A 20667-nucleotide genomic window follows, 5' to 3' on the forward strand; every position below is an offset into this window, starting at 1 on the left:
TGACCGTTCATCCTGCCGCCGCTTGCCGGTGGCAGGGCGATGGCCCATCGTGGCCATCAACACGCTGGGGAGCGTCCAATGTCTTTGCGCCGGCAACACGGCTTCACGCTGGTTGAGTTGATGATCACGCTGGTGATCCTGGTCATTCTGGCCAGCATCTCCTATCCCAGCTTCCGCACCGCGATGCGTTCCAACCGTTTGACCACCACCAACAACGAGGTGATCGGTCTGCTGTCGCTCGCTCGCAGCGAGGCCATCCGCAACCGGCACGGAGGCGCGGTCTGCGGCAGCAGCAACGGCACGTCCTGCGACGGTGACTGGAGCAAGGGCATGCTGGCCTGGGGCGACGCCGATGGCGATGGTTCGCTCAGCGGAAGCGAAAGCGTGCTTCGTTTTTCCAAGGGCAACAACAGCCTGGCCGTCGAGGTTCCCAGCCAGGCCGTCATCGCCTTCGATTCCCAGGGGCGCCGCCGCGCTTCCGCCGACCAGACCGTGAGCCTGGTGCCGCAAGGCTGCAAGGCGGGTGACCCCATGCGGACCTTGACCGTGCTGTTCTCCGGGCAGGTCCGCTCCACTGCAGGAACCTGCAAATGAAACGTCGTCTTTCCGGCCTGGGGGGGCATGCCCGCAGTCGTGGCTTCAGCCTGATCGAGGTGCTGATCGCGCTGCTGGTGCTGGCGTTCGGCCTGCTGGGCTTCGCGCTGCTGCAGACCATGAATGTCCGCTTCGTGCAGAGCGCCAGCCAGCGTACCCAGGCCACCAGCCTGGCCTACGACCTTATCGAACTGATGCGTGTGCAGCGCAGTGAAACCCTCAAGGGTGGCGAGTACACCAAGGCTTCCTTCACTGCAGGCTCGGTCACTGCGCCGGCTGGCCCATGCACCTGGCCCAACAGTACCGACCAGACAACATCCAAGGCGAACGTGGCGCGCTGGCAGTGCCAGGTCGTCAAGGTGCTGGGGGGCAAGGCCAGTGCCAACGTGAGCGTCAACGACGGTCTGGTCACCGTCGGCATCGGCTGGGGGGACGAGCGCTGGAATGCCGCCAATCCCGACAGCATCACCACGTTCACTCTGGTTACCCGCCTATGAAGCGCGCCCCCTTCGCTGCCACCCATGCGGCCGGCCTTTCGCTGGTTGAACTGCTGATCTCGCTGGTCATCGGCCTGGTGCTGATGCTTGGCGTGACCCAGATATTCATGGCCTCACGCGCGGCCTCGCAGCTGTCCGAAGGCGTCGCGCGCACCCAGGAGAATGCTCGATTCGCACTTGAGTTCCTCGAGCGCGACATCCGCATGGCCGGGCACATGGGCTGCGTGAATGATCAGGCACACATCGTGCGCGGGCAGAACAGCATCAAGGTCAACATCGCCGGCGTGAAGCAGGGAGACGGCAGTCCAATGGACTTCTCCGTGCCGATCCAGGGATACGAGGCGGATGGTACGGCGCCGGGCAACAAGCTGACCCTCGGCGCAACCTGGGGAGCGGCCGGCAGCACACCGTCGGCGGTCACCAACCTCAAGCCCGCACCCCGTGCTGGCAGTGACATCATCGTGATGCGCTATCTGGCGCCGGAAGGCTCGCCGGTGCTTGCCATTGGCTCCGGCGCTTCGCCGGACATCACCATTGCCGCGGATGCGGCCGCACGCTTGTCGGCTGGTGCTGTCACGACGCCTTCGGCATTTGCCGTAGCTGATTGCAGCAGGGTGAACGTGTTCGCCGGGAAAATCGCCGGCAGCACGATCACGGCCAGCAATGCCGATCTCTCGGCCTACTCGGCCAACAATGCAGTGACCATGGTCTACCGTGTGGAATCGATGGCGTACTACGTGGCCACGAACACGGCCGGCGAACCTGCGCTGTATCGTGCGCGCGGTACCGGCAACAACACCTTTGCCAACGGCGAAGAGCTGGTGGAAGGCATCGAGAACCTGCAGTTCCTGTACGGCCAGGACACCGAGACTGCGATCAGCAGCACCACGCCGCCGACCGGTGCGATCACCTTCCAGAAGACTGCCAGCGGCGTCAGCACCGGCACCGATGACGCCGCCGTCGCCGCGTGGCGCCGGGTTGGCCTGGTGCAGTTCGGTCTGCTGGTACGCAGCCCACAGCGGGCCGCCGCCGAGCAGGCCAACACCGCGGTGGCCCAGCTGGGCGTGCTGGGCGTTGGTTTCAATCCGCCCACGACCTACGACGATCGCTATCGCGCCTCGTATGAGGTGTCCGTGGCGCTGCGCAACCGACTGTTCGGAAACTGACCCATGAAGCCCTCCGTCTCCCGTCGTTTCCAGGGGCGCGCGCAGCAGCGTGGCGCGGTGCTGTATGTGGCCCTGATGCTGTTGATCCTGCTGTCGCTGATCGGCGTGGTCGGCATGCAGGTGGCCAGCATGCAGGAGCGCATGTCGTCCAATTACCGGGCGGCCAACGTCGCGTTCCAGGCGACTGAGCGCGCCGTCCGCGACGCCGAGCGGTCGATAGAACAGATCGACAACAATACCGGCGATGGCGGCTCGTTGAAGGCCGACGCCATCAAACGCATCTGCGATGACGGCTTCGACCCCACCCGTTGGGTGGGCCAGCAGAAACTTTCGGCGGCACCGGTGGTCAGCGTGCGCCGTATCGATTCCTGCATCCTGGGCGAGACGCCGCTCGGCATGGGCACGCCGGAAAGCGAAGAGCCCACACGCGTTTACCAGATCACCGCGTTCGGCTCCGACCGCGATGCCGCCACCAGCAACGAGGGTACCTCCTCGGCGGCTGTCGACACTGTTTTCAAGCTTTGAGGAATCCGGTCATGGCGACCCGAAAGATCAAGATCCTGGCTGGTTCCGGGCTGCTGCTGGCGGTGGCCGGCGGTGCCTGGCTTGCGATGAATCTGTTTGCCGCACAGGCGCAGGGCACGTTGTCGCAGCGTCCGATGAACCTGAAGGTATCCGCGCCGCCGTCGTTCATCATGGCGGTGGACGACTCGGGCTCGATGACCTTCCAGACCCAGTTCCCGGGGCAGGATGGCACGGCGTGCTGGAGCAATGCGCGCAAGAGCTTCTTCAGATCGGCCGGTGTCCTGAACAAGCCAGAAGACATCGTTGCCTACGATGCGTGGGGCAGGGCATACAACGATGGCCAGTGCAACTATTTCTACCTGTTGCCGGGGCCGCGGATCAACACCAGTTATCTCGGAATTCCTGCGTTGGACGTGTTCGGGTTCGCCCGGTCGGCTGCCTACAATCCGGCCTATTACGATCCTTCGATCCAGTATCAACCGTGGCTCCGGATCGTCAATGAGGCCGTTGAATCCTACCCGCCGTCCACCGCCAGTGCCGCGCTCATTGATCCTCGCAGGGCGGGTGAGAGCGACTATGTCGTGAATTTGACGGGCACCTACCTGGGTGCTCTGTCCTGGGACGTGCAGCGTATGCAGGACGGCATGTATGCGCCGCCGGGGCAGAGGTACAGCACCGTAAGCGATTCCGGACGCTTCAGTGCCGTGCAGGCCAATAAATTCGGAGCTTCTTGGACGTCGGCCGGCAATGCGTCGTTGGAGTACACGCCTGCGACGTTCTATATGCCCTTCAAGAGCAATGGCGATCCTTATCCGCAGTTGGCGGGGGCGCCCGATGCCTACGCCAACGCAGGCAACAACCGGACCAAGGTCCTGGATGCCTGTGGCAAGGGCTGCCACATGTGGAAGTACGTGCTCACGTCCAGTGATGCGGCGGCGATGCAGAACTTCGCCAACTGGTTCACCTACTACGGCAATCGTAACCGCGCGATGATCGCAGGCATGACGCATGCATTGAATGTCAATGACATGTATGTCGGCTACTTCAAGATCAACGATTTCCAGAAGTACAACAGCTCAACGGATCCAGCGAAGCGTCTGGCGGTCCAGGACATGAGCCAGATGCCGCAGAAGACACAGCTGTACAGTGACATGATTTCGCTGACGGCCAGTGGTGGTACGCCAAACCGCAACGCGGTCAACGCGGCCGGTCTGCAGTTCATGCGCACCGACGATGCTGCACCGATCAAGCTGTCCTGCCAGAAGAACGCGGTGATGCTCTTCACCGATGGCTACAGCAACAACGGCAATGGATTCCCGGCGAGCTCGATTCCCACGCCGGGCAATATCGACGGTGGTCTCGGGGCCCCGTTCTCGGATGGCTACTCACATACGATGGCCGACATCGCGACGTACTACTACGTCAATCCACTGCGCACCGACGACAGGATGCCGCTGGGGCAGGTGCCGGTACCGGAGCAGTGTGCGACCAGCACTGACAAGTCGCTGGACTGCAAGAAAGACCTGCATATCAACTTCTACGGCATCACCCTGGGAGCACGCGGCAATCTGTTCGATCCGGACAGGCAGCAGAATCCCTATACCGATTCGACGGTCTACAGCAACTGGCCGGATCGCCAGAACGACAACCCCAGCACCGTGGATGACATCTGGCACGCGGCGACCAATACCCGCGGCGAGTACATCAACGCGCGCACGCCGGCAGACATCACCACGGCCATGCGCCGGGTGCTGTCGTCGGTTACGTCCGGGCCGGCACCTTCGGGCAGCCAGGGCCTGACCGGTGCGCGCATCGGCACCGGCTCGCTGGCGGTCACGCCCCAGTTCGAAGTGGCCAACGAGGAAACCGATTGGTTCAGCCGCCTGAAGGCCTCCAAGCTCACGGTGAACAACACGACCCGCCAGACCGAGTACACGCAGGCGTGGGATGCGGCCGAGAAGCTGGGCGCGCAGCGTTCGCGCAACATCGTCGCGGCCAAGGGCAATGCGGCTGTCGTATTCAACAGCACCAACATCTCCTTCACCGATCTCTGCAGCAAGGACGAGAAGCAGTATCCAGGCATCGTACGCTGTACCCCCACCGAGGCCGAGAAGCTGGGCGGGGATATCGGCACGGCGATTGCCTACCTGGGAGGCGATGCATCACGGGAAGTACGCAATGCGGGCGGTTTCTACCGGACGCGCACCACCGTGCTGGGAGACATCGTGAACTCCAGCCCGGTGATCAGCTCGCCGCGTGATGACTATGGTTATCAGCGCATCGGCGACGACATGGCCACGTCGTATGCCACGTATCTGGCCCGCAAGCGCAGCAACGGCCGCTACATGGTCTACGTCGGCGCCAACGACGGCATGCTGCACGCCTTCGATGGCGGCATGAACGGCAGTGGCGTGAGTGACAGTGCCGGCGGCAGCGAGACCTTTGCCTACATCCCCGGCACGGCGCTGGGGCACATGGCCAACCTGCTGTATCCCTACGTGGCGGCCAACAAGTCCGACCAGCGCTTCCGCCATCGCTATTACGTGGATGGACCGATTGCAGTGGCAGACGCGCAGATCGATGGCAACTGGGCCACGGCGCTGGTGGGTACGGCGGGCGCCGGTGGGCGCTCGGTGTTCGCGTTGGATGTGACCACGCCGTCCAGCTTCAGCACCGGCAACCGCCTGTGGGAAATCAGCGACGTGGCGCCAGGCCTCGACTCCACCGTCAAGGCCAATATCGGCCACGTCCTTGGCAAGCCGGTCATCGTGCCGGTGAAGAACGGGACCGGGGTGGCGTGGAAGGCGATTTTCGGCAACGGTTACAACAGCCTCAACCGGAAGGCGGTGCTGTTCGTGGTTGACCTCGGCTCTGGTGCGGTACGGATGATCAGCGCCAATGAGGCTGCGGCAACCGCACCGGCGGGTGACAATGGCCTGGGCAACATCGTGGCGGTTGACCGTTGGCGTGCCGACAGCAGCGGTGGAACGGGGCGTGTACGCGGCCGCGATGGCCTGGCCGACACGGTCTACGCGGCCGACCAGCGTGGTGCGCTGTGGAAGTTCGACCTGGAAGATGCGGCGACGTCGGTCACCACGCCGGTGTTCACCACCGCGCGCCAGACCAACAACAACAACCAGGTGTACCGCCAGCCGATCACCGGCGGCATGGCCGCGGTGACCGGGCCTGGCGGCGGTGTGATGCTGGTGCTGGGTACCGGCAGTTTCTCGTTCGACAATGATCCGCAGGACATCACCGCGCAGTCCCTGTACGGTGTCAACGACACCAGCAAGGGGCAGCCCGACGCGACGATCGTTCCCTCCGATCTGGTGGCCTATTCGGTGACCACCAATGGAAAGCAGCGATCAATCGCCGCCAAGCCGTTCAGCGGGACCGCGCGTGGGTGGAGCATCGCGCTGCCGGGTTCCGGCGAACGCTTCGTCGGCAATCCTGCCGTGGCGTCGGGCACGGTGTTCATGCCCACCTACATGCCTACCTCGGGTGGTCGTGGTTGTTCGACCGAGGGCAGCAACTGGTTGTTCGGCCTCGACCCGGTCTCGGGTGGTGCATCGCTGGAACTTGCGCGTGTGGGATCCACTGACGGAAAGGCGTACGGATCCGGCACGGCAGCGGTCAGCCTGGATACCGGCGGCACCGCGCCGGTGAAGGACGTAAACGCTTCTGTGATGCCGCGCCTGGACAAGGGCGGTGGACGTGCCTGCTGGATGGCTATCAATGTGGCAGGTGCTCCGACGATGTACGTGCCTTACCCCTGCGGCCGCCAGTCCTGGCGTCAGATCCAGTAACGATCAACCAAGACGACCCCAATGAACCTGAACAGTGTTTCCAGTACAGTGCGACGCCCTCACCAGCAGCGCGGTTTCTCCCTCATCGAACTGATGATCGTGGTGATAGTGCTCGGCATCCTGGCGGCCATCGTCGTTCCCTCGTACCAGCAGTACATCCGACAGTCCCACCGTGGCGTGGCCAAAGCGGATCTGGTGGAGTACGCACAGCGCGCCGAGCGCTACTACTCGGTGAACAACACGTATTCCGGCTTCGCTCTGCCCAGCAAAGTGTCGCCGCGGGAGGGTGGGACCACGCGCTACGCGATCACGTTTGATGGCAAGGCGTCCTCGTTCACGCTGACTGCGACGCCCCAGGGCAACCAGACCAAGGACAGCTGCGGGACGCTGGGCGTGGACCAGGCCAACCGCAAAACCGCCAGCGGTACCGTTTCCGACTGCTGGTAAATCAGGTGTTGATCTTCCCGTAAACGGTCAGTACAATGCGCCTCCCCGCCCGAATAGCTCAGCCGGTTAGAGCACTTGACTGTTAATCAGGGGGTCGTTGGTTCGAGTCCAACTTCGGGCGCCAGATACTGCAGAAGCCGCGAGAAATCGCGGCTTCTGCTTTTTCAGGCCTGTCAGCAGGGCAGCGCGCGGTCGACGCGTTCGCTGCGGGTGCGGCCGCCGTTGTTGACCACCAGCCTGCCATGCAGTCGACTTCCCGCGCAGATGCGCAGGGTCAGATTGGCGCCGGGGCTGCGTCCGTCAGGCTGGAAGAAGAGCAACGGCCGTCCACTGCTGGTCTGTGCAACGATCGAGACATCTGAGCGGCCTTGATGATGGGCCAGGATGTCCTCCCTGGATTCCGGTGTGCCCCGCTTTCCGCCGCTGCGATAGATGATCCATCCGGCGCTCCAGTCGCGGGTGCAGTGCTCACCGTCATCGCTGGCGCACAGCCCGATCAGTTCCCGCCGCATCAGGGCTTCGCTGCGGGCACTGGAAAGGCTGGCGTGCAGGGTCAGTTGCAGGGCATCCGCGCGATGGCGCAACAACATCGGATGCAGGGCGGGCCAGCCTGCTGCCAGCAGCACGGCAAGTACGGCCACGACCACCAGCAGTTCGACCAGATGCATGCCTCGCGGCAGGGGAGGGCAGGGGAAGAGGGGGCGGCGCATGTGTCCAGACTCCCCGGCCTGCGCCGGCGCCGCCATCAGGCACCGCCGCGCCCGCCTGCCCGGAAACCCCTCAGCCGGCCGTCACTGCTTGCCTCGTATACTTACCTTTCCCGGGAACTGGCAACACCATGAGCGACCGTTTTGAACTCGTCTCGCCGTATTCGCCGGCAGGCGACCAGCCCGATGCCATCGCCAAGCTGACCAGCAATTTCGAGGCAGGCATTGCCAAGCAGACCCTGCTGGGCGTCACCGGCTCGGGCAAGACCTACACCATCGCCAATGTCATCCAGAACGTGCAGAAGCCGACGCTGATCATGGCGCCGAACAAGACGCTGGCGGCGCAGCTGTATGGCGAGTTCAAGGCGTTCTTCCCGCACAACGCGGTGGAGTATTTCGTCAGCTATTACGATTACTACCAGCCCGAAGCCTACGTGCCGTCGTCGGATACCTTCATCGAGAAGGACAGTTCGATCAACGAGCACATCGAGCAGATGCGGCTGGCCGCGACCAAGACCCTGCTGTCGCGCCCGGATGCGATCGTGGTGGCGACGGTGTCGGCCATCTATGGCCTGGGCGCGCCGGAAGACTACCTGTCGCTGCGCCTGATCCTGTCCAAGGGCGAGCGCATCGACCAGCGCGACCTGATCAATCACCTGACCCAGCTGCAGTACACGCGCAACGAGTACGAGCTGCAGCGCGGTACGTTCCGCGTACGCGGCGAGGTGATCGACGTGTTCCCGGCCGAGTCGGACAGCGAAGCACTGCGCATCGAGCTGTTCGATGGCGAGGTCGAGAAGATCACCCTGTTCGATCCGTTGACCGGTGAGACGATGCGCAACCTGATGCGCTTCACGGTCTACCCGAAGACCCACTATGCAACCACGCGCGAACGCGTGCTGGCAGCGGTGGAAACCATCAAGGTCGAGCTGAAGGAGCGGCTTGAGCAGCTGTATGCGCAGAACAAGCTGGTCGAAGCGCAGCGCCTGGCCCAGCGCACCCAGTTCGACATCGAGATGATGGCCGAGGTCGGCTTCTGCAACGGCATCGAGAACTACTCCAGGCACCTCACCGGCAAGAATGCCGGCGAACCGCCACCGACCCTGTTCGATTACCTGCCGCCCGATGCGCTGCTGGTGATCGACGAATCGCACGTGACCATCCCGCAGATCGGCGCCATGTTCAAGGGCGATCGTTCGCGCAAGGAGACGTTGGTGGAGTTCGGTTTCCGCCTGCCGTCGGCGCTGGACAACCGTCCACTGCGCTTCGAGGAATGGGAAGAGCGCTGCCCGCGTAGCATCTATGTGTCGGCGACGCCGGGACCGTACGAGTATCGGGAGGCCGGCGAAGAAATCACTGAGCTGGTGGTGCGGCCGACCGGCCTGATCGACCCGGTGGTGGAGATCCGCCCGGTCGGCACCCAGGTCGATGATCTGATGAGCGAAGCCAACGAGCGCATCAAGGCTGGCGACCGCGTGCTGGTCACCACCTTGACCAAGCGCATGGCCGAGAACCTCACCGAATATCTCACCGAACATGGCATCCGCGTGCGCTACCTGCACTCGGACGTGGATACCGTCGAGCGTGTGGAAATCATCCGCGATCTGCGCCTGGGCAAGTTTGACGTGCTGGTGGGCATCAACCTGCTGCGCGAAGGCCTGGACATGCCCGAAGTGTCACTGGTGGCGATCCTGGACGCGGACAAGGAGGGCTTCCTGCGCTCCACCGGCTCGCTGATCCAGACCATCGGCCGCGCCGCGCGCAACGTTCGCGGCAAGGCGATCCTGTACGCCGACAAGATCACCCGCTCGATGCAGGCGGCGATCGACGAGACCGACCGCCGTCGTGCCAAGCAGGTCGAGTACAACGAGGAGCACGGCATCGTGCCGCGCTCGGTGGCGCGCCCGATCGTCGACGTGCTGGAAGGTGCACGTTCGGATGCAGCCGAGAAAGAGGCGAAGAAGGGTAAAGGCAAGGGCAAGGCCGGCGTGGCCGAGGAAGCGGCCGATTATCGTTCGCTCAGCCCGGCCCAGCTGGCGGCCCGGCTCAAGGCGCTGGAGCAGAAGATGTACCAGCACGCCAAGGACCTGGAATTCGAGGACGCCGCGCGCGTGCGCGACCAGATCCGGCAGCTGAAGGAGGCCAGCCTCGGCTGAACGCGGCAGTGCAGCATCATCTTCACAAAAGTATTGCGCTCAACCGCCGGCATCCGTAATATACGCGGCCTGCACCGACGCATTCGCGGAAATGCAGAAGCAATACGGGCGGTTAGCTCAGCGGTAGAGCACTACCTTGACATGGTAGGGGTCACAGGTTCGAACCCTGTACCGCCCACCACGAAGTCCTCGCAGGAGGGTTGTCGTGAACTGCAAAGCCCGGCCCTGGCGCCGGGTTTTTACGTAGCAAGGCCAGCTTTCGGGCGGCAGGAACAATATGGGCGGTTAGCTCAGCGGTAGAGCACTACCTTGACATGGTAGGGGTCACAGGTTCGAACCCTGTACCGCCCACCACCTGGCTCCCGGCACTGCCGGTGCAGCGGTGGATTACGATGAAAGCCGGCCCTGGGCCGGCTTTTCTCGTTTTTGGCATCGGCCACAGTTGCACATGGTCAGTGCTGCACGACCAGGTCTTCGACGCTGATCATCCGCTGCAGCTTCCAGTGGCCGTCCACGCGCTCCCAGAGCTGGGCAACGCGAACCGTCGCGCCACGCGTGGGCTGGGCATCGGCGGGGGCGTGTTGCAGGGGCTGGTTGGCCAGCCGCAGGACCCGGTCCTGGCGCAGCCGGTACAGCAGCAGGGAGGGCGAGCCGCAATCCTGTCGTGCGGCTTCCGGCTGCTGGGTTTCGGCAAGCAGGATCTGGCTGCGAAGGGCCTCTTCAGTGGGCTCGTTGCCAGCGCTGAACAGGCTGGAGAGCAGCAGCATCAAGGCAAGCATCGGCATGGCACGGTGCTCCAGCGGGAAAGTGCACGCAGGCTGGCATGACATGTGGGGTGCTGCAGCCGGCCTGCGACGAAGGCCGGAATTGAACCGCCAAAGACGGCCGGGGAGCGATGAATCCGGGCCGTGCAGGCGTAGACTCCGGTCTACCGCGCAATCGCGCCGTCACTGCAAGGAGCTGCCGCATGAGCGATCACGTCCCGGTTTCCAGGCCCAATCCGTTTTTCGAACTGCTGTTCGGCGGCAACATGCTGGAAGGCACGTTCAAGGCGGTGATCTGGGTGGCACTGCTGGCGGCGGTACTGGCCTGGACCACCTTCCGCTGAGTGGAAACCGCACGGCGCGGCACGGGGGGCATGCGCCGGCACTGAACGCTGGAGATCAGGCGCTGAAGGCCTGCCGCAGGCTGCGCAGCGTCGCCTGGCGATGTTCCTTGGCCGTCGCTTCGCCCATTTCCAGTTCCTGCAGGCGCAGCCCGACCAGGGTCATCGACAGCGCGTAGCCGCGTGCCGCATCGGCCACGCGGGACAGGCCCAGCGCCCGTCGTGCCAGTGCGTTCACGTGCTCAAGGTCGGGCATGAGGACGAGGTAGGCGCGCTCGGCGCTGTCCAGGTCGGGCGCACGCAGGATCGCGTGCGCTTCGGTGGTGGGGGAGACGGAGGCCATGTGGGGTGTCCTTGTCCGTAACGGGCGCTCGATCAGAACGAGCGCATCAGGGAAACGAAGGCTGACGTCTGTGTACCGCGTCGCGCCATCGGGCTGTCCTTCACTGCATCACCGAACCATTGGTTGGCGACCACGCCGGTCGCGCGCCACTTCGTGCCCAAGGGCGTGCTCACCGCGATCTGGAGGCTCGGCGACGTCGCGCTACCCGGGTTGTAGGCGGCAAGCCCCGAGCGCACTGCTTCCTCGTCGCTGATGCCGTAGTAGTAGTCGAGCAGGCGTGCACTGGAATGCACCACACCCACCCGGGGCACCCAGGTGAAGCGTCCGGCCTGGATCGGATAGCTGTAATGCAGGCGCGATTCAATGCCGCCGCCATGGCCGGTGACCTCGCGCATCACGCTGGCTTCGACGATGCCCCAGTCAGCGCTGTATTCGCCGTTGAGCCCGGCCATGGCCGACATCTGCCGGCTGTGCAGGCGGCGCAGCTGCGGATCGTTCACGTCGTCGGTCTTGAAGCGCAGCGTGTACGGGGTGACCGCAGCCGACAGGCGCAGGCCCTGGCCCTTGTACAGGTACATGCCCAGCGAGCCGGGGCTGGCGAAGAAGCGCTGGCCCTGCCAGGCAATGGACGGTACGACCAGCGGCTTGACGTCATAGTGGGCGTAGGCCCCAGAGGTCGCCCCTGCGCTTATACCGGCCTGCACGTCCGGGTTCTGCTCGCCGGCGTACGCTGCCAGTGGCAGGCCAATGGCGGCGGAGAACAGCAACGGGCGCAACAGTTTCGGGGGCAGCGACGGCATCGATCAACCACTTTGCGGGGGATGGCTGCGCATGGTGAGGGCTCAACATTGTCAGAACATTGCGCCGGTGCAATCGGCACGCCTGGGGGAAAAAGCTGGCGGCAGGCACTATGATCGGCACCGTTTCCGTAACCGAGCAGCTGATGCGCATCCTCCTGGTCGAAGACGATCCCGATCTGTCACGTGCCCTGCAATCGGGCCTGGAGCGGCAGGGCGTGGTCGCCGACGTGGTCGGCAGCCTGGCCGAGGCGGCGATCGCATTGCGCGAGCCGGTGCACCAGCTGATGCTGCTCGACCGGCAGCTGCCCGATGGCGATGGCGCAGGTTTCGTCGCCACCGCGCGTTCGCTGCGGCCGAACCTGGCGGTGATCATGCTGACCGCCAAGGGCACTTTGTCGGACAAGGTTGAAGGACTGGATGTCGGCGCCGATGACTACCTGGTCAAGCCGGTGGCGATCGAGGAGCTGATGGCGCGCATCCGCGCGGTGTCGCGGCGGCCGTCGGCGATGGTGACGCCGAGCCTGCACCTGGGCCGGCTGGAATTTGACTTCGAGTCGCTGCAGGCGCAGGTGGAGGGCCAGCCGCTGGCATTGCCGCGGCGCCAGGTGCTGGTGCTGCAGGCATTGGCGATGCGGCAGGGGCGGACCGTCACCCGCAGCGCGCTGGAGGCGGCGGTGTACGGGTTCGATGATGAGATCCAGTCCAATGCGCTCGACGCGCATATTTCCAAGCTGCGCAAGGCACTGCAGCAGGCCGGGGCGGGCGTGGAAATTCATGTGATCCGCGGTGTCGGCTATCTGCTGGCGGAGGGCTGAGATGGCGCGTCCGATCCGTTCCATCACGCTGGGTCTGGCCTGGCGCCTGTTCCTCGCGCAGGCCTTCACCGTGCTGTTCGCGGTGGTCGCGCTGATCCTGACCTGGGGCGACAAGGACACCTGGGGCATGGACATGTTCATGGCCGAGGCGGTCGCCAAGGCGGTGCACAGCGACGGCGGCCATTTAGTCCTGGACGAAGCGCGCTGGCGCAGGCTGGACGCGGAGGCAGGCGGTAACCTGTGGTTCGCGGCCGTCGATGACAAGGGCGTGTGGCTGGAGCGCGGCACGATCCCTGCGATCCACGCACCGCTGCTTGCGCGTCTGCCGACACTGGGTGCCACCGAGCTCGGCTCGCTGGTGCCGCCGTACCTGGACGTGGCGCGGGTGATGATCCGCAAGGAAGATGGTCGCCGCATCACGGTGATGGTCGGTGGCGCGCCGAAGGGCGGCCTGCTGGATGGCGCGCTGATGGTGCTGCGCCTGATCGGCCTGTGGTTCTTCCTGCCGTTGATCGTGGTCACGCTGCTGGTGATGCCGACGGTGATCCACCGCGCGATGCGCGGGGTGCGCCGCTCCGCGCAGCAGGCCAAGGAGCTGGATATCGGCCAGCCGGGTGCGCGTCTGGATGCGCAGCTGGTGTCGACCGAGGTCGCACCGCTGGTGGAAGCCTTCAACGACGCAATCGACAAGGTGCAGCAGGGGTATGCCGCGCGTGACAAGTTCCTCGCCGATGCCGCGCACGAACTGCGCGTGCCGATCGCAGTGGTGCAGGCGCGGCTGTCGCAGCTGCCGCAGGGCGAGTTGAAGTCGCAGCTGTTGACCGATGTCGCCCGCCTCGGCAACGTCGCCGAGCATCTGCTCGACCTGCAGCGGCTCGATCGCAATGTCGGCGCACTGCAGCAGCTGGACCTGGCGCTGCTGGTACGCGAAGCGGCCGCGGATCTTGCGCCGTTGGTGGTCGGCGCCGGCTATGGCTTTGAAGTGGATGCGCCGGAAGTGCCGGTGTGGATCCACGGCGACAGCCTTGCGCTGGGGCGGGTGATCGCCAACCTGGTCCACAACGCCATCGTCCATGGTGGCGGGCGCGGAACCATCTGCGTACGGCTGGACGCGCGCGGCCTGCTGGAAGTCAGTGACCAGGGCGCCGGCATTCCGGTCGGTGACCGCGAGGCGATCTTCGAGCCGTTCCATCGGCTGCGTGCGGCCGGCAGTGGTAGTGGCCTGGGCCTGCATCTGGTCAAGGAGATCGTGCAGCACCATGGCGGATCGGTCAGCGTCGGCGAGGCGGCCGGTGGTGGCGCCAGTTTCCGTGTCAATTTCCATCGCGGTAGCGTCCGCCGCTGACGCCAATACGGGCTAAAACCCGATAGGCAAGCTGCTGCCCCGGCGCCAGGCTGGGGTGATGGTCGCCGAACGATCCGCCCCACCGCTGTTTGGCAGTGGTTGTGCCGCCGGTCTGGTGCTGGGTGCGCTGGCCTGCGTGCAGCTGCCGGTGCTGCCGCCGCTGTGGCTGTGCATGCCGTTGGCCATTGCCAGCGCCACAGGCTGGATCGTGCCTTGGCGCGGCCGCGCCTGGGCGGCTGCACTGTTCGGCCTGTCGTGGGCGGCATTGCACGGACACTGGGTCCTGCAGGACCAGCTTCCACCCGGAGGGCCGGCGCAGGGCGTGCAGGTCCTTGGCCGAGTGGTTGATCTTCCACACAGTGGCCCCGGCTATACCCGTTTCGTGTTGAAGGTCGACGAGGCCGATGCGCTGCCCTCGTTGCGTGGCAAGCGCCTGCAGATCACCTGGAACGATCCATGGCGTGGACCGCCTGCGAGCGGTACCGATGGTGGGCGCCATGCGGTTCAAGCTGGCGCGCACTGGGAGCTGTCGCTGCGGGTGCGGGCACCGCGTTCGCGGATCAATCCTGGAGGCTTTGACGGCGAGCGCCATGCATTGCTGCGGGGTACATCCGGCACCGGTACGGTGCGCGATCCGGCGAGTGCGCGTGAGCGGCGACCCGCGCACGGCCTGCCGGCCTGGCGCGAGCGCAGCAGTGCTGCCATCGCCACCCAGGTGCCCCGTCCTGCCGCTCGCTTCGTACAGGCGCTGGCACTGGGCGATACCCGCGGCTTGTCCGATACCGACTGGGAACACCTGCGCGCTCTGGGCCTGACCCATCTGGTCGCCATCTCCGGATTCCATGTCGGTGTGGTTGCCGGCTTTGGCGTGATGTTGTGCCGGGGGCTGTGGTGGCTGTGCCCATGGTTGGCCCGCCGCTGGCCACGGCCGCAGGCGGCCGCGTGGGGCGCCGCATTGGCGGCGGTAATCTACGCGGTGGTCGCCGGCGGCGCGTTGCCCACGGTGCGCGCCGCGCTGATGATCGGCGTGGTTGCGTTGGCTCGCGCCGGGCGTCGTCCGGTCGGCGCGGGGCAGGGGTTGGCACTGGCTGCCGTGGTGATGTTGCTGCCGGCACCGCTGTCGGTGCTGGCCGCCGGTTTCTGGCTCAGCTTCGGTGGCGTGCTGTGGCTGCTGTGGTGCCTGCCCCGCAGCGGGCCGGAGGGCGTCGGTGGTGGCCTGCGCGGATTCCTGTCCGCCCAGGGGGTGGCCAGCCTCGGCCTGCTGCCATTGTGCGTGGCGCTGTTTGGCGGCACTGCCCGCTTGGGCCCGCTGGTCAACCTGCCGATCATCCCCTGGTGGACGCTGCTGGTAGTGCCGCTGTCGCTGCTGGGGACCGGGCTGCATGCGCTGCACGACGGGGCGGGGCGCTGGGCATGGCGCGCCGCTGCTGGGCTGTTCGAGCTCAGCTGGCAGGCCCTGCAGCCGCTGGCCCTGCATCCGCAGGCGATGTGGTGGCTGGCCGAGGCGCCGCGCTGGGCGGTACCCGCAGCGTTGCTGGGGGTGTTCTGGTGGCTGCTGCCTCGCGGGAACGGCGGCGGCCTGGCCGGCCTGCTGTTATGCCTGCCGCTGCTGTGGCCGGCACGTGAGACACCGGCGGAAGGGGAGCTGGAACTGCTGGTGCACGATGTTGGCCAGGGCACGGCGGTGCTGCTGCGCACCGCGCGGCACGCACTCTGGTACGACGTCGGGCCGCCGACCGGCGGCGATGGCAACGAGCGGATCCTGGTCCCGGCCCTGCGCGCGCTGGGGCAGGCGCCGCCGCAGCAGGTGATGCTCAGCCACGATCACCTCGACCACACCGGCAGCCTGCCCAGCCTGCGTCGCCAGCTGCCGGGGCTGCAGCTGCTGGCGCCACCGGGCAGCGCCATCGCCGGTACCCGGCCGTGCCAGCAGGGGCTGCGCTGGCAGTGGGACGGGGTCGATTTCCAGGTGCTGCACCCGGCGCCCGGCAGCCGCCACGCCGAGAACGAGGACAGCTGCGTGCTGCGCATCGCCAGCCGCCATGGCGTGGTGCTGCTGGCCGGCGATATCGGTCAGCCGGCCGAGCAGGCGCTGCTGCAGGCGTCCCCAACGGCACTGAAGGCGGACGTGGTGCTGGTGCCGCACCATGGCAGCGGCGGCAGCTCCAGCGGCCCGTGGGTGGCCGCGGTAGCACCACGGCTGGCGCTGGTTTCGGCCGGCCACCAGAACCGCTTCGGCCATCCCCGCCCGGACGTGGTCCGGCGCTGGCAGGCGCAGGGGGCCGAAGTGCTGGCCACGGCCGATTCCGGTGCAATCCGCGTATGGCTTGGCGCACAAGGGCTGCAGCTGCGTGAACAGCGTATCCACGCATCCCGGTGGTGGGATGCCGCTGGGCGGGCGCGGTCGGCTGCTATCCTATCGCCGATTGAACAAGCGGCCGCTGGGCCGGAGGGTTGAAACGTGTGGGAACTGGTCAAGGCCGGTGGCTGGCCGATGGTGCCGCTGCTGCTGTTGGGCGTACTGGCTTTGGCGATCATCCTGGAGCGTTTCTGGTCCCTGCGGCGTACTGAAGTGCTGCCGCCCGGCCTCGGCCAGGAAGTGCGCAACTGGGCGGCACGCGGCAAGCTCGACCCGGCCCACCTGCAGACCCTGCGCAGCAACTCGCCGCTGGGCGCGCTGCTGGCCGCTGCGCTGGAAGCGCGCAACCGGCCGCGTGACCAGATCCGTGAACGCATCGAAGACACCGGCCGCCACCTGGTGCACCGCATGGAACGCTTCCTCAACGCGCTGGGCACCATTGCTTCGGCCGGCCCGTTGCTGGGCCTGCTGGGCACGGTGATCGGCATGATCCAGATGTTCCTGGGCATCCTCGACCACGGCGTGGGTGATGTGAACCAGCTGGCCGGTGGCATCGGCAAGGCGCTGGTGTGCACCGCCACCGGCATGATCGTGGCCATTCCGGCACTGATGTTCCACCGCTACTTCAAGGGCCGCATCCACGGCTATGTGGTGGAGATGGAGCAGGAAGCCAGCGCGCTGCTGGATACGCTCGACGGCCGTCCCGGGGTGTTGAACCCGGCCCCGGCCGCACGTCCAGCCAATGCTGCCACGGCAAAGGCCTGATCGATGCGTATCGGCAACGACCGATCCCAGGATGAGCCGCATATCGACCTGGTGCCGCTGATCGACGTCATCCTGGTGCTGATCATCTTCTTCGTGGTCACCACCACCTTCGATGCGCGCTCGACGCTGCAGGTGCAGCTGCCGACCGCCAGCGATCAGCCCAGCAACGAACCGCCGCGCTCGCTCAGCGTGTTGATCAACGCCGAAGGCCGCTATTTCATCAATGACCAGGAAGTGCTGCGCAGCGACGTCGAGTCGGTCAAGCAGACCATCGCCGCCGTGGCCGGCAGCGACCGCACGCAGCCGGTGCTGTTACGCGCCGACGCACGCACTCCCTACCAGGCCGTGGTGACCGCGCAGGATGCGCTGGGTCAGCTCGGTTTCCGCCGTATTGCCATTGCAACAGCACCCGAGGTGCGTCCATGAGTTCCAAACACGCGCCGGTGTGGCCGATCTACAAACGTCTGTTGGGGTATACCCGCGCCTACTGGGGCCTGATGGTTGCCGCCGTCATCGCCATGGTGGTGGAGTCGGTGGCCGGCTACCACTTCACCAAGCTGATGGAGCCGCTGGTCAATCGTGGCTTCGTCAATCCCGAGCCCAGAATGGCGGTGATCCTGCCGCTGACCATCCTCGGCCTGTTCCTGATGCGCAGCGCCGCCACCTGGGTCAGCGACTACGCGCTGGCCAAGACCGGCCGCAGCGTGGTGCGCGACCTGCGTGAGCAGGTGCTGGCCAAGTACCTGCACCTGCCGTCCTCGCATTTCGATACCGAATCGACGCCGGTGATGGTCAGTCGCCTGAATTTCGACACCGAGCAGGTCACCCAGGCCAGCGCCGATGCGCTCAAGACCGTGGTGGCAGATACCCTGACCATCATCGCCATGCTGGCAGTGATGCTGCAGATGAGCGTCAAGGTCACCGTGGCGATGCTGGTGGTGGTGCCGATGATCGGCGTGATCGTGTCCTACGTCGGCAAGCGCTACCGCCGTATCAGCCGCGGCATCCAGGACGGCATGGGTACGATGGCGCAGACCGCCGAGCAGTCGCTGGCCGCGCAGCAGGAAGTGAAGGTGCACGGCACCCAGCAGCATGAGATGTCGCGTTACTCGCGCCTGGCCAACCGCATGCTGGCACTGAACATGAAGGTGGAAATCACCCGTGCCGGTGCCTCCAGCGTGGTCCAGTTCCTGGCTGCGCTGGCCCTGGCGGTGATCGTCTGGGTGTCGACCCGTGAAGCCTTGGCGGGGCGCCTGAACGCCGGCCAGTTCATGGGCCTGATGATCTCGATGACCGCGATCATTCCGTCGCTGCGCCGGTTGACCAGCGTGCAGTCCTCGATTTCCCGTGGCGTGTCCGCTGCCGAGCGCCTGTTCGACATCCTCGACATGCCGGTCGAGCGCGACGAAGGCCGCAATGCAGCGCAGCGCGTACGCGGCGAACTGGCCTTCGAGCACGTCATGCTGCGCTACCGCGAAGACAGTGGCATTGCCCTGGATGACATCAGCTTCGTCGCCAAGCCGGGCACGGTCACCGCCATCGTCGGACGCTCCGGCAGTGGCAAGACCAGCCTGATCCGGCTGGTGCCGCGCTTCTACGAGCCCAGCGGCGGGCGCATCACGCTGGATGGTGTGGCGCTGGACGACTATCCGTTGGCCGACCTGCGCCGCCAGGTGGCAATGGTCGGGCAGAAGGTCATGCTGTTCGACGACACCATCGGCGCCAACATCGCCTATGGCATGGACGCGACCGACGAACAGATCCGTGCGGCGGCCGAAGCGGCCAATGCGTGGGAGTTCATCGCGCGCATGCCGCAGCAGCTGCAGACCCCGGTCGGCGAGAATGGCGCGCTGTTGTCCGGTGGTCAGCGCCAGCGCCTGGCGATCGCCCGCGCGATCCTGCGCGATGCGCCGATCCTGATCCTCGACGAAGCCACCGCCGCGCTCGACAATGAATCCGAGCGCCTGGTGCAGGACGCGCTGCAGCGCCTGATGCCCGAGCGCACCACGCTGGTCATCGCGCACCGCCTGTCGACCATCGAGCATGCCGACCAGGTGCTGGTGATGGACCACGGCCGCATCGTCGAGCGTGGCACCCACAAGGAGCTTCTGACCATGGGCGGCCTGTACCAGCATCTGCACAGCATGCAGTTCCGCGAAAGGCAGGACTGATGGCCGGCAAGGGTACCCAGACCCCGCCGTACTGGTACGACGGCAGCCCGGTTCCGTGGGCGATGCGCCTGCTGGCGCCGCTGTACGCCGGTGTCACCGCGTTGCGCCGGCGTGCCTACCGGCGCGGCTGGCGCAAGCGCTACACGCTGCCGGTGCCGGTCATCGTGGTAGGCAACATCACCGCCGGTGGCACCGGCAAGACGCCGCTGACCATCGCGCTGGTGGAGCGCCTGCGAGCCGCTGGCTGGAAGCCGGGCGTGGCCAGCCGTGGCTACGGCCGCGAAGACGCCGACAAGCCGCTGTGGGTACAGGCCGACACGCCGACCGCCAAGGGCGGTGACGAGCCGGTGCTGATCGCCTGGAAGACCGGCGTGCCGGTGCGGGTGGACCGTGACCGTGTGGCCGCAGGCAAGGCCCTGATCGAAGCCGGTTGCGACGTGATCGTCTGCGACGACGGCCTGCAGCACTATCGGCTGGCGCGCGACATCGAGATTGAAGTAGTCGATGCCCAGCGCCGCTACGGCAATGGCCGGATGATCCCGGCCGGGCCGCTGCGCGAACCGGTCAGCCGTGCCAGCGAATGCGACTTCCGTGTAGTGAATCTGGGCCAGGCCGACGAAGAGACCGCGACGCAGGCCTGTGGCTTCGGCCAATGGCCGATGGCGCTGTACATCGACAGCGCGCAGCCACTAGCCGGTGGCCGTGCGCGCCCGCTGGCGTACTTCAAGGGCCAGCGCGTGCACGCCGTGGCCGGCATCGCGCATCCGCAGCGCTTCTTCGACATGCTGCGCGCGCGTGGCATCGGCGTGGTGCCGCATGCCTTCGCCGATCATCAGGCCTACCAGCCGCAGGACCTGTCCTTCGGCAGCCAGCTGCCGGTGCTGATGACCGAGAAGGACGCGGTGAAATGCCGTGCGTTTGGCAATGATTGGCACTACGCGGTTCCGCTGCGTGCCGAGCTGCCTGCCGCGTTCTGGGTGGCGCTGACCGACCGCCTGGACAAGCTGCGACCGAACTGAGTGGCGCAGCGGCGCTTGCATTCACGCGCCGCCGGCCGCATTCCCGT

General features: G+C 65.9%; 19 protein-coding genes and 3 tRNA genes. 18 read left to right on the top strand and 4 right to left on the bottom strand.

Features of this window, described 5'->3' with window-relative positions:
* Positions 1-78 precede the first annotated feature (78 nt).
* From AC13GA_RS05740 to AC13GA_RS05770, 7 genes are all read left to right on the top strand, one after another.
* On the top strand, positions 79-594 hold the full coding sequence (locus tag AC13GA_RS05740; RefSeq protein ID WP_295379187.1) for a GspH/FimT family pseudopilin: 516 nt from the start codon (positions 79-81) through the stop codon (positions 592-594).
* Positions 591-1091, top strand: a complete 501-nt coding sequence (gene pilV, locus AC13GA_RS05745) for a type IV pilus modification protein PilV (RefSeq protein ID WP_046983314.1) — start codon at positions 591-593, stop codon at positions 1089-1091. The genes AC13GA_RS05740 and pilV overlap by 4 nt, the downstream gene beginning before the upstream one ends.
* Positions 1088-2257, top strand: a complete 1170-nt coding sequence (locus AC13GA_RS05750) for a PilW family protein (protein ID WP_046983313.1) — start codon at positions 1088-1090, stop codon at positions 2255-2257. Before pilV ends, AC13GA_RS05750 begins: the two co-directional genes overlap by 4 nt.
* A gap of 3 nt (positions 2258-2260) precedes the next feature.
* Positions 2261-2782, top strand: a complete 522-nt coding sequence (locus AC13GA_RS05755; RefSeq protein ID WP_046983312.1) for a pilus assembly PilX family protein — start codon at positions 2261-2263, stop codon at positions 2780-2782.
* 11 nt (positions 2783-2793) lie between these two features.
* Entirely contained in the window at positions 2794-6588 is a 3795-nt protein-coding gene (locus tag AC13GA_RS05760; RefSeq protein ID WP_482997683.1) for a pilus assembly protein, read from the top strand.
* 21 nt (positions 6589-6609) lie between these two features.
* Complete coding sequence (locus AC13GA_RS05765; RefSeq protein ID WP_136638768.1) at positions 6610-7035, top strand: type IV pilin protein; 426 nt, start codon at positions 6610-6612, stop codon at positions 7033-7035.
* 47 nt (positions 7036-7082) lie between these two features.
* Positions 7083-7159: transfer RNA gene (locus AC13GA_RS05770), tRNA-Asn, on the top strand.
* Between the two features lie 49 nt (positions 7160-7208).
* Here the strand turns inward: AC13GA_RS05770 and AC13GA_RS05775 are convergent.
* Complete coding sequence (locus tag AC13GA_RS05775) at positions 7209-7745, bottom strand: GspH/FimT family protein (protein WP_482997684.1); 537 nt, start codon at positions 7743-7745, stop codon at positions 7209-7211.
* A 128-nt stretch (positions 7746-7873) separates the two neighbouring features.
* On the opposite strand from AC13GA_RS05775, the gene uvrB reads away from it, so the two are divergent.
* From uvrB to AC13GA_RS05790, 3 genes are all read left to right on the top strand, one after another.
* Complete coding sequence (gene uvrB, locus AC13GA_RS05780) at positions 7874-9898, top strand: excinuclease ABC subunit UvrB (RefSeq protein ID WP_046984513.1); 2025 nt, start codon at positions 7874-7876, stop codon at positions 9896-9898.
* 106 nt (positions 9899-10004) lie between these two features.
* Positions 10005-10079 (top strand) — tRNA-Val (locus AC13GA_RS05785).
* Between the two features lie 98 nt (positions 10080-10177).
* Positions 10178-10252: transfer RNA gene (locus AC13GA_RS05790), tRNA-Val, on the top strand.
* A 98-nt stretch (positions 10253-10350) separates the two neighbouring features.
* Here the strand turns inward: AC13GA_RS05790 and AC13GA_RS05795 are convergent.
* Positions 10351-10683 carry a hypothetical protein gene (locus tag AC13GA_RS05795; RefSeq protein ID WP_046984512.1) on the bottom strand — a complete coding sequence of 111 codons (333 nt, stop codon included), beginning with the start codon at positions 10681-10683 and terminating at the stop codon, positions 10351-10353.
* A 182-nt stretch (positions 10684-10865) separates the two neighbouring features.
* Here AC13GA_RS05795 and AC13GA_RS05800 point away from each other — a divergent pair, with 182 nt between their 5' ends.
* Positions 10866-11006: a hypothetical protein gene (locus tag AC13GA_RS05800; RefSeq protein WP_162838403.1), complete on the top strand. Its 141-nt coding sequence runs from the start codon at positions 10866-10868 to the stop codon at positions 11004-11006.
* 55 nt (positions 11007-11061) lie between these two features.
* On the opposite strand, the gene AC13GA_RS05805 is transcribed toward AC13GA_RS05800, so the two are convergent.
* Together AC13GA_RS05805 and AC13GA_RS05810 are read right to left on the bottom strand one after the other, a co-directional pair.
* Entirely contained in the window at positions 11062-11346 is a 285-nt protein-coding gene (locus tag AC13GA_RS05805; protein WP_004152241.1) for a hypothetical protein, read from the bottom strand.
* Positions 11347-11378: 32 nt separating this feature from the next.
* A complete protein-coding gene (locus AC13GA_RS05810; RefSeq protein ID WP_482997685.1) occupies positions 11379-12146 on the bottom strand; it encodes a MipA/OmpV family protein in 768 nt (255 codons plus the stop codon).
* Positions 12147-12289: 143 nt separating this feature from the next.
* Between AC13GA_RS05810 and AC13GA_RS05815 the strand changes: the two genes are divergently transcribed.
* Genes AC13GA_RS05815 through lpxK form a run of 7 tightly spaced genes read left to right on the top strand, consistent with a single transcriptional unit; the run spans position 12290 to position 20620 of the window.
* Positions 12290-12961, top strand: coding sequence for a response regulator transcription factor (locus AC13GA_RS05815; protein ID WP_046984515.1), 672 nt, complete (start codon positions 12290-12292; stop codon positions 12959-12961).
* Position 12962: 1 nt separating this feature from the next.
* Positions 12963-14306 carry a sensor histidine kinase gene (locus tag AC13GA_RS05820; RefSeq protein WP_136638767.1) on the top strand — a complete coding sequence of 448 codons (1344 nt, stop codon included), beginning with the start codon at positions 12963-12965 and terminating at the stop codon, positions 14304-14306.
* A gap of 58 nt (positions 14307-14364) precedes the next feature.
* Positions 14365-16764, top strand: coding sequence for a DNA internalization-related competence protein ComEC/Rec2 (locus AC13GA_RS05825; RefSeq protein ID WP_482997686.1), 2400 nt, complete (start codon positions 14365-14367; stop codon positions 16762-16764).
* A 3-nt stretch (positions 16765-16767) separates the two neighbouring features.
* Positions 16768-17430, top strand: coding sequence for a MotA/TolQ/ExbB proton channel family protein (locus AC13GA_RS05830; RefSeq protein ID WP_046984508.1), 663 nt, complete (start codon positions 16768-16770; stop codon positions 17428-17430).
* Between the two features lie 3 nt (positions 17431-17433).
* Complete coding sequence (locus tag AC13GA_RS05835; RefSeq protein ID WP_046984507.1) at positions 17434-17856, top strand: ExbD/TolR family protein; 423 nt, start codon at positions 17434-17436, stop codon at positions 17854-17856.
* Positions 17853-19601 carry a lipid A export permease/ATP-binding protein MsbA gene (msbA, locus tag AC13GA_RS05840; RefSeq protein ID WP_136638765.1) on the top strand — a complete coding sequence of 583 codons (1749 nt, stop codon included), beginning with the start codon at positions 17853-17855 and terminating at the stop codon, positions 19599-19601. Before AC13GA_RS05835 ends, msbA begins: the two co-directional genes overlap by 4 nt.
* Positions 19601-20620, top strand: a complete 1020-nt coding sequence (gene lpxK, locus AC13GA_RS05845; protein ID WP_482997687.1) for a tetraacyldisaccharide 4'-kinase — start codon at positions 19601-19603, stop codon at positions 20618-20620. The genes msbA and lpxK overlap by 1 nt, the downstream gene beginning before the upstream one ends.
* Positions 20621-20667: the final 47 nt, after the last annotated feature.

Source organism: Stenotrophomonas sp. 22DLJC03 (assembly GCF_056861405.1).